This window comes from uncultured Fretibacterium sp. (genome assembly GCF_938040765.1).
In the GTDB taxonomy this organism is placed as follows: Bacteria; Synergistota; Synergistia; order Synergistales; family Aminobacteriaceae; genus CAJPSE01.
Map to the genome: position 1 here is coordinate 1 of NZ_CALIAA010000264.1, position 14252 is coordinate 14252.

General features: G+C 63.7%; 9 protein-coding genes. 4 read left to right on the plus strand and 5 right to left on the minus strand.

What is annotated here, in order from left to right:
• Both Q0176_RS09125 and Q0176_RS09130 read left to right on the plus strand, forming a co-directional pair.
• Window positions 1-2542, plus strand: a 2542-nt coding sequence (locus tag Q0176_RS09125) for a PD-(D/E)XK nuclease family protein (RefSeq protein WP_299301877.1), incomplete at its 5' end; no start/stop codon positions are given.
• Between the two features lie 84 nt (window positions 2543-2626).
• Window positions 2627-3484 carry an Rpn family recombination-promoting nuclease/putative transposase gene (locus Q0176_RS09130; RefSeq protein WP_299301880.1) on the plus strand — a complete coding sequence of 286 codons (858 nt, stop codon included), beginning with the start codon at window positions 2627-2629 and terminating at the stop codon, window positions 3482-3484.
• Window positions 3485-3775: 291 nt separating this feature from the next.
• Here Q0176_RS09130 and Q0176_RS09135 read toward each other — a convergent pair whose 3' ends face one another.
• From Q0176_RS09135 to Q0176_RS09150, 4 genes are read right to left on the minus strand one after another with little or no spacing between them, the layout of a single operon-like run.
• Entirely contained in the window at window positions 3776-5641 is a 1866-nt protein-coding gene (locus Q0176_RS09135) for a hypothetical protein (protein WP_299301882.1), read from the minus strand.
• Entirely contained in the window at window positions 5638-6528 is an 891-nt protein-coding gene (locus Q0176_RS09140; protein ID WP_299301885.1) for a DMT family transporter, read from the minus strand. The genes Q0176_RS09135 and Q0176_RS09140 overlap by 4 nt, the downstream gene beginning before the upstream one ends.
• 52 nt (window positions 6529-6580) lie before the next feature.
• Window positions 6581-7657 carry a homoserine dehydrogenase gene (locus tag Q0176_RS09145; RefSeq protein WP_299301888.1) on the minus strand — a complete coding sequence of 359 codons (1077 nt, stop codon included), beginning with the start codon at window positions 7655-7657 and terminating at the stop codon, window positions 6581-6583.
• Between the two features lie 19 nt (window positions 7658-7676).
• A complete protein-coding gene (locus tag Q0176_RS09150; protein ID WP_299301891.1) occupies window positions 7677-8894 on the minus strand; it encodes a 6-phosphofructokinase in 1218 nt (405 codons plus the stop codon).
• Between the two features lie 233 nt (window positions 8895-9127).
• Between Q0176_RS09150 and Q0176_RS09155 the strand changes: the two genes are divergently transcribed.
• Both Q0176_RS09155 and Q0176_RS09160 read left to right on the plus strand, forming a co-directional pair.
• On the plus strand, window positions 9128-10729 hold the full coding sequence (locus Q0176_RS09155; protein ID WP_299301893.1) for an ankyrin repeat domain-containing protein: 1602 nt from the start codon (window positions 9128-9130) through the stop codon (window positions 10727-10729).
• A gap of 80 nt (window positions 10730-10809) precedes the next feature.
• Complete coding sequence (locus Q0176_RS09160; protein WP_299301896.1) at window positions 10810-12108, plus strand: ankyrin repeat domain-containing protein; 1299 nt, start codon at window positions 10810-10812, stop codon at window positions 12106-12108.
• Between the two features lie 43 nt (window positions 12109-12151).
• Here Q0176_RS09160 and Q0176_RS09165 read toward each other — a convergent pair whose 3' ends face one another.
• Entirely contained in the window at window positions 12152-13600 is a 1449-nt protein-coding gene (locus tag Q0176_RS09165) for a tryptophanase (protein ID WP_299301898.1), read from the minus strand.
• Between the last annotated feature and the right edge of the window lie 652 nt (window positions 13601-14252).

Below are 14252 nucleotides of genomic sequence, written 5' to 3' on the forward strand. Positions count from 1 at the left end.
GTCCGCCAACGGACTGATGGACAGCGCCCAGGTTTGCACCATGACGCTGGAACTTCTGGAGCGCGAGCCCCTGCCATGGGGCGAAGACTTCACGATGGTGTTCACGGGCTTCCTCTCCTTCACCCAGGCCCAGGTGCGACTGATCAAGAAGCTGAACGACCTCTGCCGGGAGGTCGTCGTGCTGAAGCCCGAGACGGGACTCTCCGATTTTCACGATGCCGCGCATCAGCTGGAGGGGCTCGTCTGGGAGGAATCCCCGCAAGGCGCTCCGGGGCTCATCCTTCAGCTACGGACCCGCGAGAGCGAGCTCGAGGCGGAGGCCGCGGCGCGCATGCTCGCCCTCTGGAGCGCTGGAGGGGGGCCTCTGGCCGAGGAGATGGATTTTCCCGGATTCGGGGCCGTCGGCATGATGTCGCCCGCGGCCGACGAAGAACTCGCGACCGAGGCTCTGAGGCGCTACTCCATTCCCTACGCCGCGTCGGAGGGGCCGTCGATCGATCAAACCCTTCCGGGACGCTCGCTGTCCGCCGCATGGCCGCTCTGGACCCAGGGGCTTCCAACCTACGAGACGGCCCTGTTCTTGGTTCAGCCCTGTCTCGCCGGGGACGCGTTCTCCGTCTCCGAGGCGCTGAGGGCCGGGCCGAGCGGCCTTGCGTCGTGGAGGGCTTTCATCGTGGAGGGAGAGGCAAAGGGCGAGGTCTCCGAGGGGCTGCGGGGCGGAGTGCCTCGACACGCCCTCGCGGCCCTGTCGGCGACGGAGCGACTCTGCAGGGCCCTGCAGCGTGGAGGAACCCCGTCGGACCTGATGGGGGCCTTCCATCGATTCCTGACGCGAAAGGGGCTCTGGCTCGACCGGATGAAGGCCCTGCCCCTGAACTGCCCCGAGCTGGATGGCGCGATACGCGCGACCGCCTCCGCCATCGAGTCCGTGCACGAGAAGTACCTGGCGCTCCGGGAGCTCCTGCCGGACATCGGCCCTGCCGGAAGAACGCCCCTGAAGGGCGACGACGCCGTGGAGTTCCTTCTGAGCTGGTGCCGCCAGACCCGTATCCGCCCGGAGCCCCCGCTCTCGGGGGCGCTGACGCTCTATCTGGGGCCCCCCCCGGTTCTGGCCTCCCATCCCGTCTGGGTCATGCTCGGCGTCTCCCAGGGGAACTGGCCGGGCCGCATTTCCGGCTCGCCGCTTCTGGGCCCCTCCGAACGGGAGCGGCTCGCCGAGGCGGAGGCCTGGCTGCCCTCCGTTCAGGATAAGCATCTTCAAAGGGAGGCCCTCTTCCGCCGCCTGATCCGGACGGGAGAGTCCCTGACCGTCCTGTCCAGGGCCGATACGGACGAAAATGGACGTCCCGTGCCGGACACGCCCTTCCTGGAGCGTTTTATGGCGGACATGAATGCGGGCGTCGAAGCGGACATGGAAGCGGACGCAGACGGATGGACGCTGAAGGAACTGCCCACTGCCGGCGTCGATATCCTCCTGCCCGACAGCGGCCATATCTTTCCGGAGGTCGACGCCGATCCCCTCGCAGCCGCCCCGCGCCCTGGCGTATCCGTTGGAGGAGGCGGAGGAACGGAGCCGCAGAACAACCCTCCGGCGCTCGCGGTCAGCGACCTCCAGACACTCCTCGAATGCCCTCTGCGCTACTGGCTGCAGCGGAAGGCCGGGCTGAGGGAGAGGTCTCTGGAGCTCGCCACCGCGGCGGAATGGGGCTCGCTGACGCATAAGTTCTGGGAGCGGGTCTGGAGGCGATTCGGCCGTGGAGGCGAGCCCTTCCCGGAGACTGTGGAGGAGGAGTGGCGCTCGCTCTCCTTGTCCGATGAGGATTACGGGGCGTTCGGAAGGCTGATTCGGGACTGCCGTCTGGCGCGCGCCCTGGAGGTGCTGCGGTTTCGGATACGAAGGCTGGCGGCGCTTCAGACGCGTATCCTGGAGCGGTTGGGGCAAAGCGGATTCCGCCACAGGGTTGTCCTCCTGGAGGATGATACCGCGCTTTCGCTGGAGGTCGATGGGGTCCGCTTCACCGGGCGATGCGACCGGGTGGAGATCCTGGAGGACGGGGACGGACGCGCCCACGCCGTCATCACGGACTACAAGGCGGGAAGGAGCGTGCGGTACGAGGAGGGGATGAAGGACCTGGAGCGGTACCCCTGGTACGAGGGAGGGCCGTCAAAGCTCGTCCGCGGACTCCAGCTCTCGGCCTATGCCCTGATGTACGGACCTCGCGAGGCCGATGCGCCGCTTGCGGGGGTCAACTTCCTGGGGCATCGGGATGGGGGGATCGCCGGGACCTTCTCGACGGCCCTCCAGGGCGTTTATGCCGAGGTCCTGGCCGGCGAGACGAGGAACAACCGCCGTACCCTGGACGAGCGCCGGGAGGAGGCCGGCTACGCCATGGCCTGTGCGGTACGGGTGCTGAAGCAGGGGCGGTTCGCGCCCTTCTATGATTCGCCCTCCTGCCGGTACTGCGACATGAAGAGTATCTGCCGCAGGGGCGAGATCATCGGCGAGCCCCTGGCAAACGAGGAGGAGAGCGCGGACGAGTGACCGGCCCGCCGGACCTCTCGAAACAGGCGGCCAGCGAATTTGGTTTTGCTATAATGAGGCCGGTCAGGAGAGGCGGGAAGACGCATGTCCGATCGGGACATCACGGAAAAATACCTTGAGGCCTATAACGACGTTTTTGCCGATATCGTGAACGTATTGCTCTTCAACGGGCAAAGAGAAGTCTGTCCCGACGATCTCCGGGATGCGAAGGCTCGTACCCTGTACAAGGCCGATGGCAAGCTCCGGGAGCAGGAGCGTGATGTCTCCAAGCTTTGGGTATCCGAGGGTATTGTCGTTTCTCTGATCGGCTTCGAGAACCAGACCCGGATCGACCGGGACATGCCGCTTCGGATACTGGGGTATGACGGGGCGGATTATCGTGGGCAGCTGTTTGCGAAGGGTGTTCTCTATCCTGTAGTGACGCTGGTTCTTTACTTTGGTGAGGAACCCTGGACGGCGTCCCGGTCTTTGTACGAGAGGATCCCGGTCTCTGAGAGATTGAGGCCGTTTGTGAACGACTACAGGATCAACCTCTTCGAGATATCATTTCTGGCGGACGATCTGGTTGAGCGGTTTACAAGTGATTTCAGGATTGTGGCGGACTACTTCGTACAGATGAGGAGAAATCAGGACTACGTTCCCTCATGTCGGACCATTGAGCATGTGGACGCGCTATTGAAGCTTTTTTCGGCACTGACGCGCGATAACCGTTTTGAGGAGGCACAGAATCAATTAGAAAAGGGGGAGAGCGTAACCATGCTGAGTATTTTGGACAAGGTGGAGGCCAGGGGTATCGCTTTGGGGCGAAACGAAGGTATCGCTTTGGGGCGAAATGAAGGCATCGCATTCACTGCGCGGCGGATGTTGAAGCTGGGCTTCACCCCGGAGCAGATCGCCCAGGCGACCGAGCTTTCCCTTGAAACAATCGAAGCATTGCGGTAAGAGGACGCGGCCCTCCAGGGCTGTATTCTCTCGCTTCAGGAACGTTGGGAAACTGCTGCTCACATGTTCCATGGAAAATCCCCCATTCCTGTTTTCGTTTCCCTATCCTTTTGTCTCATACATTTCGGCCTGCGCGTAGCGCGCGATGGAGGGCAGGTCGGCAAGGATCCCTGTGCGGTCTCGCGCCCGCCTTCCCCGCTCCCGCGGAGCATGATCGGTCCCAAGGGGTCGGCAAAGAGCGTGACGCGGAAGGGGCGGACTTTTGGTCCGCCCCTAATCTTTGATCCGCCGTTACGGCTGGATGGCGTTGTCCATCTCCTGAGCGATCGTCACTGCGGCGTCCGGGACGGGGGGCGCGTAGAACTCCGGTGCGCTCTCCACCTCGGGGATCGCTCCCGATGCGTCCTCGCCGGGCAGGGGCAGATCGCCGCCGCCCACGTCCAAAACGTCGTCCGCCGTCAGACTGCCCAGCTCCGGAGCCCCTTCGTCCGCCGCACCCATGTCCGCAACGCCGTTCAGGTCGAGCGAGTCCTCGGCAGGAACGCTGCCCGGCTCCAGCGCGTCCTCGACTGCATCCGCCGATGGCACATTGTCCAAATCCGGCCCGGGCTCGGACATGGCCCCGTCGGGTGCCGTTTCGGCGGGCGTCGTATCGGCCACCTCCGTCAGCGGCGCGTCGTCCAGGTCCGGAACGCTGTCCGCCGAGGTACCGGCCTCCGTGCCCGTGTCGACCGTGTCGATGGGATCCGGGGCAGGAAGGTCCGCCGTTCCGGCAAGCTCCTCGACCGAGGCTGAAGTATCCGCCGCTCCACCCGCGAGATCCGGAAGGGGCGTTCCCTCCGCCGGCTCGTTTGTCCCGGAGTCCTCCGTGTCCGGAAGGTCCGGGATGTCGGTGTTAAGCGCCTCGGCATCCACCGAAAGCAGCGCCGCAGCCTCGTCGATCGCCGCCTCGGCCTCTGCATCGGTCCCCTCCGAAAGGGCGCCCTCCCCGAGCAGCGAGGCATCAAGGGCCGCCGCCGAGTCCAGGCTGAGGTCGATCAGGTTCCCGTCCGCGTCGAGAAGCGATTCCGCCTCCTCCGCTCCCGGCGGGAGCGCGGAGATGGAGGCCGAGCGCCCGAGCCCCACGATCGGCGACGGCGGGATCGGCGGATTGGCGCCGCCGGTGACGGTCACGTGGAACGTCCCGCTGACCTCCAGGGACGTATCGGTGCTCTCGTTGGCCGTTCCGGCGTTGGCGACGTCCACGGTCTTCGCCGTCACGGTGATGTCCTTGTCCAGGTTCCAGTTCGTCTTGAAGGCGAGGTCGGGCACCTCGTTGTCGGCGATGCCGGAGATCGTGTAGGTGTCCGAATCCGCGTCGTAGGCCGCGTTGCCCTTGGTGAAGGTGGCGCCCGATCCCAGGCCCTTCAGGGTCACGGTGACGGTCTCGGACCCGTCCGTGTCCGCTACCGTCGCGTTCAGGTTGATGCGGATGTCCTGGTTCGCCGTGCCGAAGGTCTGGGTGGGGTTCATGGTCAGCCCGTCCGCCTTGGCGTCGAACACCACGTCGAAAGTTTGGGCGTCCGCCTTGGGGGACTGCCCCTTCTCGCCGGAGTAGACCGTCAGCGTGATGCCCGTCGCGGTGCCGCTGAAGTTCTTCGGCGCCTCGACGGCGATGTAGCCGGGCAGCTTGCCGTCCGGTGTCAGGGGGATGCCCCAGGTGCCGTCACCCACGTTCTGGGCCTCCCGAGCGCTGGCCGCATCGGCCCCGACGACGACCTTGTAGTCGTTCGGGACGTGCTCCAGCTTAGCCGCGACGACCTGCTCCGACCCGTCCTTGTCGACCAGCCCCGTGCCCTCAACCTGGATCTGCACCCGCGTGTCCTCGGCCCCCCTGGCGGAGGCGATCTGGAGGTCGTAGCCGCTGTTGACGGCGCCGACGTGCACGGTCTGCTCGACTGTGTTTGTCACAGTGTTCGCCGCGTTCGCCTCCTGCGAGACGACGTGGGCCCTGACCGTGAAGTCGCCCGAGGCGTACGTCTCCGGCCTGTAGGTGAGCGACACGGTGCCGCTGCCCTGAGCGCCGCCGACGTTCACGCCCTCCAGCACGTAATACTTGCCGTCGGCCAGCCCCTGACAAACGAGGAGGAGAGCGCGGACGAATGACCGGCCCGTCACGCCCTCCCGCGGTGGGGCCTCGGACGCCTCCCGAAGAGCATTCCCAGCAAGATCAGCCCCATCCCCAAGGCTCCCGTGGCGCCGAGCCTTTCGTTCAGGAACACATATCCGGAAAGAGCCGCTCCAAGGGGGCCCAAGGCGGAGAACAGTCCTGCACGTTCGGAGGTCGTGCCGCTCTGCGCCAGAGGCTGGAGCGTGAATCCGAAATCGCTGCACACCACAGCCAACCCGAGGATGACACCCCACTCGGAAGCCGTTGCCGGCATTCTGGGGACCTCGAAAAGGGAAGCCATGACTATGCCGTACAGCCCTATGAACCCTACCTGCAGGATGCCGAGCGCCAGGGGATCGTCCCTTCGGCTGAGGCGATCGGTAAGGATGATGGTACAGGCATAAAAGACCGCCGCGGCCAGACACAGCGATTCCCCCTGCGAGATGGAGAAGGATCCCCCCTTCAGCGTGAGCAGGGCTACCCCCGAGAAGGAGACGAGGGTGCTGAGGAGAATGGGGATATCGGGCAGAGAACGACGCAGAACGGCCTCTAACAGAGGGACGAATACGATGGCGGTGTTCTCCAAAAATGCGGCGGCCGAGGCCTCCGTAGTTCTGAGCCCCAACACCTCCGCGGCCATGACGGCAAAGAAAGAGGTGCCGAGCAGCATGCCCCTCAGCCAAGTTCCGGCGGAGACGCTTTTCAGCCTTCTCCATCCCAGGGGAAGGAGAAAGAGAAACGCCGTGATAAAGCGAATGCCCAGCAACGAGAAGGGAGCTATCCCCTGAAGGCCGATCTTCGTCATCACATAGGAGGTGCTTCTGGCCAGAATCACCGCGGCCAGCAGGAGCTCCGCCCAGGTACGGGAAAAAGAGCCGTTCGTCGTGTCCATCATCTCTTAAATCGATTCGTCTCTTTCCCCGAAGACGAACCTGTCCGTTCGGTCCTCATTTATTTCCTGTGCTGTGCCGTTCTCCATCCTGCGCGTAGCGCGCGATGGAGAGCAGGTCGGCGAGGATGCCCTGTGCGGTCTCGCGCCCGCCTCCCCCGCTCCCGCGGAGCGTGACCGGTCCCAGGGGGTCGGCATAGAGCGTGACGATGTTCTCCGTACCGTCGAGGGCGGCGATGGGGTTGGACAGGGGAATCGACGTCGGCCGAACGGAGGCCCTCAGGGCGCTCCCCTCCCGCTTCAATTCGGACAGGAGCTTGATCCGCTCTCCCCGCTCCTTCGCGTCGCGGATCATCTCGGGAGTCACGCGGGTTATTCCCTCCCTGTCGACGTCCTCCACGCGCATGTTCGCATCGAAAAGGGCATGGGCGAGGATGACCAGCTTGACCGCCGCATCCCACCCCTCGACGTCCAGGGTCGGATCCGCCTCCAGCACGCCGGCGGAACGGGCTTCGGCGCAGGCCTCCTCGTAGGTCCTGCCCTTCTCCATCTCGGTCAGGACGTAGTTGGTGGAGGCGTTCAGGATACCCTGAACCCCCTCGATGGCGCAGCCGGCAAGTCCCTCTCGGGCCATTGCAAGGAGCGGCGTACCGCCCTGCACCGTCCCTTCGAAGAGCAGCCGTACCCCCCTCTCCCTCGCCAAACGGTTCAGCTCGTCGTACGCCAGGGCGATCGGGGCCTTGTTGGAGGTCACGACGTGCAGGCCGCGCTCCAGCGCGCACCGCACATGGGACAACCCCGGCTCCCCGCCATCGAGGTTCGTGGGCGTGGCCTCGATCAGCACCTCGGCGCCCGAGCGGGCAAGAAACTCCTCGAAGGAGGCCCGGCTATCCTCGGCTTTACAGGCCGTCCCCAGCCGCCCGGTCTCCGCAAAGGTTTGCAGGATCTCCCCAAGGGACAGTCCGTCGGGCATGAGCACCGTTCCATGCGAGCGCGAGACGATCAGGCAGACCTGGGCCCGAAACCCACAGCGCTCCTCCAGCCTTCCGCGGTTCTCGTGCAGGAGCTCGACAAGACCCCGTCCCACCGAGCCGAAGCCCGCCAAAGCCAATTTCCATATCTTTTCACCCGCCATGATCCGACCTCCGCCATTTTTACATGAACCGCTCGACGGGCCCCGTCTGTTCCTCGATCACCGGAACGTAGGTCTGGGGCCTGCGGCCGAAGCAGACGTCCATCTGTTCGTAGAAGGTCACCGCATCCAGGTTGACGAACCGCTGCTCGATCGCCCGCTCCGTGGGCATGTAGCGGATATGTCCCTCGTGGACCTCGACGACCGTCACCCCGCTGAAGCCCTCGTCCAGGAGGATGACCCCGGCCGAGCCGATCTCCTTGCCGAAGTTGACGTCGTAGGCGGAGGTGGCCCCGCTGCGGACGATGTGCCCGGGGATGACCTCGCGCACCTCGGGTATCTCGAAGACCCCCGGCACGAACATGCCCGAGACCTTCATGAACTGGCGGATTGCGGGGTCCTTCCGCATCATGGCCTCGAGACGGGTGCGGATGTAGCGTCCCGCGCCGGCCAGGCGGACGTGCCCGAAGGAGTCCGTGCTGTCCCCGCTGTCCGAGAACACCTTGCCGTCCTCCCCCTTCACGCCCTCGGCCACGACCATGACGTAGGTCCCCGAGTGCACGTCCGAGTTCAAAATGCGCCGCATGTAATAGTGTTTCACGTGATCGTACACCGCGTCGAAGTCCACCGTGATCTCGGGGATCAGGACGCAGTCCGCATCCGCAGCCACGCCCCCGCGGAAGGCGGTGTGTCCGGCATAGCGGCCGAAGACCTCGACGATCATCACGCGGTTGTGCGTCTTGCCCGTGGTCTTGAGGTCCTCGACGATGCGCGATATCTTGTTGATGGCGGAGTCCCCGCCCACCGAGTAGGTCTGGAGGTCCAGGTCCATCGTCTTGGGCGCGTGGACGCAGGCGATGCCGTTCTGTGCGAGGTCCACCACGACGCTTCCCGTGTCGTCCCCGCCCGAGATGAGGAGGCCGTCGAGGTTGAACTTCCGCAGTCCCAGCAGGATGCGGTCGTACTTGTCGGGGTCGGGGATCTTCGAGATCTTCACCCGGCTGTGGCCGGCGTCGCTCCCCGCGAAGGCGGAGTTGACGTGGTCCGTGCGCTCCTCGTCCAGGAAGACCAATCGTTCGAAGTCCACCAGGTTGTAGAGCCCCGCGTACCCGTTGGGGATGATGTATGTCCCGATTCCGCGCGCCATGGCGGTCTTGGCCGCGCCGCGGACGACGGCGTTCAGTCCGCCGCAGTCCCCACCCGATGTGATGATGCCGATGTTCTTCATCTTCTTGCCCATGATGCCGCCCTCCATGCCCTTGGGATATCGACTCCGAATCTTTCGATACCGATATTCTATACCAAGGGAGGCGCCGAGTTAACCTATAATTCGAGAGCGGGGCGTGCATTCCTCCGGGGAATTTCCATCCTATAATTGTTTTGCCTACACGAACTTTCAATATCATCATCGCAGGTTCGGCGGACTCAGCGGCGAAATCCATTCAAGACGATTTTGGAAAGGCGGTAGTGAAGGTGCATGGAATTTTTGGGGGAATCGGCAGTGTACCGAAAAAAATTTCAGGGACGCCGCGGTTCGCGGAGGCGGCTTCGGCAGCGGCTGCAACCGGCACGACGTTCATCGAATTGTGCAGGACGGGAACGCCCGAAGCCGTCGCGGCGGCCCTCCGGTCCGGGGCGGACGTCAATGCAAGGGACAAACGCGGCATAACGGCGCTGATGTGGACGGCCTGCAACTTGAACCCGGAGGTCGTGGAAGTGTTGCTCGAGGCCGGGGCAAACGTCGATGCGAGGTGTGAGGACAGCGTTACGGCCTTGATGGTGGCCGTTGAGGAGAACCCCGAGCCGAGAGTTGTATCGGCGCTGCTGAATGCCGGGGCGGACATCGACGCAAAGAACAAGGAAGGAAGTACGGCGCTGATGTGGGCAGCCCATGACTCGAAGTCGGAGGTCATGGCGGTGTTGCTGGAGGCCGGGGCGGATGTCGACACGCAGGACAGGGTCGGACACACGGCGTTGATGTGGGCGGCCTACAACTCGAACCCGGCCGTCGTATCCGCGTTGCTGAAGGCGGGGGCGAATGTTGGGGCGAGGGAGAAGGACGGACAGACGGCCCTGATCATGGCGGCCATGAAAAACCCGGACCCGGATGTGACCTTGGAACTGCTGAATGCCGGTTCCGAGGTTGATGCAAAGGACGACAGCGGAATAACGGCGCTGATGTGGGCGACAGCCTACAACTCGAACCCGGATGTTGTCGTGGCCCTGCTGAAGGCCGGGGCGGATGTCAACGCGAGGGCGAACGACGGCGCAACGGCGCTGATAGCGGCGGCGGAGAACAATCCGTCCCCGGATATCCTGTCGGTACTGCTGGAGGCGGGAGCGGACGTCGACGCGAGGGCGGACAACGGGGACTCGGCGTTGATAGTGGCGGCGGCCAAAAATTCCAACCCGGACGTCGCAGCGCTGCTGTCGAGGTCCGGGGCGAATGTCGAGGCAAAGGACGAAGGGGGCTGTACGGCGCTGTTGCGCGCTGCGGCGAAGAATGAAAACCCAAAAGCTGTGTCCGTGCTCTTGGAGGCCGGTGCGGATATCGAGGCGAAAGACGAGGAGGACCGTACGGCGTTGATGTGGGCGGCAGCGAAGAATCCCAATCCGGATGTCGTGGCCTTGCTGTTGGAGGCGGGAGCGGACGCCGGTGTAAAGGACAAGAGCAAAATGACGGCGCTGGACTACGCGGCGGGGGTGAACCCCGCCCCGGACGTCGTGGCTATGCTGCTGAAGGCCGGAAAGGGCGTCAAGTTGGAGCGAGAGGACGGTTGGACGCTGCTGATGACGGCCGCTCAGCACGACTCGAATCCGGTCGTCGTGTCGATGCTGTTGAAGGCGGGGATGGACGTCAACGCAAAGGACGAGAACGGACATACGGCGCTGATGCAGGCCGCAGGGAACAACAAGAATCCAAGGGTCGTATCGGTGCTGCTGGAAGCGGGGGCGAACGTCAATGCAGAGGACCGGAACGGGCAGACGGTGCTGGCGGCGGCGAAGAGGAATAAGAATCTCGAGGCCAGGACGGCAATCGTCAGGCTGCTGACGAGCGCGGGCGCAGCGAGGTAATTCCTTTTTCAAGTGGAGGGATGGAGATGCTTGGAGGAATTTGGAGGAGGACGAGGGCACTTCTGTTTGGGGGCGCGACCATGGCGTTTTTCGCGCGCTGCAGGACGGGGACCCCAAAAGCGGTTAGGGAAGACCTCAGTTTCGGGGCGGACGTCAATGCGAAGGATGAGGACGGCTGGACGGCATTGATGTATGCGGCGCATAACCCGAACCCTGAGGTCGTGTCGGTGTTGCTCGAGGTCGGGGCAGATGTCGACGCGAAGGATAAGAACGGGCGGACGCCGCTGATGTATGCGGCGGCGAACAATCCCGAGCCGGGGATCGTCCTGGCGCTCTTGGAGGCCGGGGCGGATGTCGATGCGAGGACCGAGGATGGATTGACGGCATTGATGTGGGCGGCCCGCAACCCCAATCCGGAGATCATGTCGGCATTGCTGAAGTCGGGGGCGGACGTCAATGCGGGGACCAATGAGGGTTATACGGCGTTGATGGCGGCGGCGCAGTACAACTCCAATCCGGATGCCGTGATGCTGCTGGCCGGGGCAGGCGCGAATGTCGACGCGAAGGATAAGGGCGGACTGACCGCGTTGATGTGGGCGGCAATCTACAATTCGAACCCAGCTGTCGTTATGGCGTTTCTGGAGGCCGGTGCGAACGTCGACGCAAAAAGCGAGGACAACGCCACGGCTCTGATGTGGGCGGCAGCCCATAATTCCAATCCCGCTGTCGTTTCGAGCCTGCTGAGGGCCGGAGCGGACCTTGGCGCAAGGAACGAGGACGGCTGGACGGCATTGAGGTGGGCTGCCTCCAACCCGAACCGGGACGTCACGGCGATGCTGCTTAAGGCCGGGCTGGACGTCAATGAGAGGGATAAGGAAGGACAAACGGCGCTGATGGGCGCGGCGGCCTATAACTCGAATCCTGCTGTCGTATCGGCTCTGTTGAATGCCGGGGCCGACGTCGACGCAAAGGACGAAAACGACTGTACGGCATTGATACATGCGGCGTTGAACAATCCGAAGCCAGGTGTCGCATCCGTCCTGCTGAAAGGCGGAGCGGACGTCAACGCAAAGGACAATGACGGCTGGACTGCGTTGTTGGCGGCGGCGGCAAACAGCAATCCGGATATCGTGTCGGTATTGCTGAAGGCCGGTGCAGACGTCGATGAAAAGGACGAGCGTGGCTGGACGGCGCTGATGGCGGCAGCGGCGACCAACACGGGCCCGGAGATCGTATCGGCATTGCTGAGGGCCGGAGCGGACCCCAACGCAGAAGGCGAGGACGGCCGAACGGCCTTGATGATGACCGAGGAGAACGAGGATTCCGAGGCCAGGACGGCGATCGTCGAACTGCTGAAGAACCGGGGCGCCGCCACGTAGCCGGAACGAGGGAGACCCTGCGGCCTCCCTCGTTCCCGAAACCTTACAGGCTGTCGCCGAAGTCCTCCCTGAACTTTGCCGCCAGCCGATCCTGCCAGTCCCCTACCGCCTTCAGCCTTCCGCTGAAGAAGCGCAGGATTTTGGGCTCCTCCGTCCACTCGAGTCCGCCGACCAGATTTCGGTTCTCGAAGAGCCAATGGATGCGGTCGACGGCGTACTTCACCTGGGACATCGTGAAGACCCTCCGCGGCAGGGCAAGCCGCAGCAGTTCCGCATCGGCCAGACGTTCGCTTCCGTCCTCGTTGCGCTCCTCCGACAGCGTCCCCCGCTCCATGCCCCTCACCCCGCCCGCGATGAAGACCGCGGCAGCCAGGGCGCCCGCCGTGTACCGATTCTGGGGCACGTGGGGCAGGAACGCACGCGCGTTCAGGTGGCAACCCAATCCACCGGCAGGTTTCACCACGGGGACGCCCCGCGCGTCGAGCTCGTCGGCCATGAAGGCGATGAACTCCGGCCCGTGGCGGATCATGTCGAAGTCCATCGTCTCCTCCAGCCCCACCGCCATCGCCTCGATCTCCCGCACCGACATGCCCCCGTAGGTCAGGAATCCCTCGAAGAGGGGGATCAGCGGCTGCATGCGTTCGAATAGTGCCCGGTCGGCCGTCAGAATCGCCCCGCCGCGCGCGCACCCCAGCTTGCGGGCCGAGAAGTACACGATGTCGCAGAGATCCGCGATGCGGCGCGTGATCTCGCGGATCGTGGCTCCGCGCTGGGCCGCCTCGCGCGTCTTGATGAAATAGAGGTTGTCGGCCAGAAGCGAGGCGTCCAGGACCAGCGGGGCCCCATGCCGGCGGCAGACCTCCGAGGTCCTCTCCAGGTTCTCCAGCGACCAGGGCTGGCCGCCGATCAGGTTCGTCCCCGCCTCCATGCGCACGAACGGGACGTTGCCCGCCTCGCGTTTCAGCAGCGCGTCGAGGGCGGCCGTGTCCATGTTGCCCTTGAAGGGGTCGGTACTGTCCAGGTTCAGCGCCTCGGGGAGAAACAGCTCGACGACGCTCCCGCCGTTACGCTCGATATGGGCGCGGGTGGTCGTGAAGTGGTAGTTCATCGGAACGACGCCACCCTTCCCGACGAGGGCGCTGGCCAGGATGTTCTCCGCCGCCCGTCCCTGATGGACGGGGAGCAGGAACGGCTTGCCGAAGATATCCTGCGTCACCGCCCTCAGACGCTCGAAGCTCATGGACCCCGCGTAGCTGTCGTCCGCCGTCATCATCGCCGCCAGCTGTCGGTCGCTCATGGCGTTGACGCCGCTGTCCGTCAGCATGTCCAGAAAGACCTTGTCGTTCTTCAACAGGAACGTGTTGCTGCCCGCCTCCCGAATGGCCGCAACCCGCTCCTCCACCGACACCAGCGTCAGCTTCTGGACGATGCGCACCTTGTGCATCTCGAGGGGAAACGCCGCGCTGCCAAAGAATTTTACCTGTCCGTCCAACTTGAAAACTCCCTTCATGACATGATAGGTGAAGTAAAATCTGAAATAAAAAAGGGCCCTTTACCGTTGAATCTGGTAAAGAGCCCTTTTGCGAACCTTTTCTGGATGCCCGTCCCGCACGTGCTACAAGCTACGGCTCCAGCCTCCTCGCAAAGGGCCTGGTTCCGTAGTAATAATACGAACCCGAAAGAACAAGGGACGAACCCATAATACGCAACATACGCACAACCTCCGAAAAACAGCGGGACGGCGATAACTGCCCTATAACACTGTGTGCAACAATACCACGGTGAAGGAAATCCGTCAAGGCCGTCTTTCGCCCGGGTGCCGTTGTCCCGGAGACACGGGGGAAAGCGTTTTGTCTTCCCTGCCGGTATGAGTTGGCCGCAGTTTGTCCATTCATGACACGCCGTGATCCCCGCTTATCGACTTGGAGTTACAATCCGAATCCAACCGAATGCAACAAGAGGAAATGAGGGAAGGTCGACCTGCCGCTCAAAAATCGACCCGAGATCGAAACTTAAGTACTGTACTGAATATCTCGTCAAAGACTTCGCTGGGGTTGACAAAGGCACCGAGACGGCTTGCAGGGGAAGAAGCGCCCTTCTTCCATCTCCGAACGGACCGTGCATAGTCTTCTCGAAGGCCGGAA

What these genes read in the sequence shown, in the direction of transcription:
- Q0176_RS09130 (WP_299301880.1), top strand. Translation starts at nt 2,627, where the DNA reads ATGTCCGATCGGGACATCACGGAAAAATACCTTGAGGCCTATAACGAC.
- Q0176_RS09140 (WP_299301885.1), bottom strand. Translation starts at nt 6,528, where the DNA reads ATGATGGACACGACGAACGGCTCTTTTTCCCGTACCTGGGCGGAGCTC.
- Q0176_RS09145 (WP_299301888.1), bottom strand. Translation starts at nt 7,657, where the DNA reads ATGGCGGGTGAAAAGATATGGAAATTGGCTTTGGCGGGCTTCGGCTCG.
- Q0176_RS09150 (WP_299301891.1), bottom strand. Translation starts at nt 8,894, where the DNA reads ATGGGCAAGAAGATGAAGAACATCGGCATCATCACATCGGGTGGGGAC.
- Q0176_RS09160 (WP_299301896.1), top strand. Translation starts at nt 10,810, where the DNA reads ATGGCGTTTTTCGCGCGCTGCAGGACGGGGACCCCAAAAGCGGTTAGG.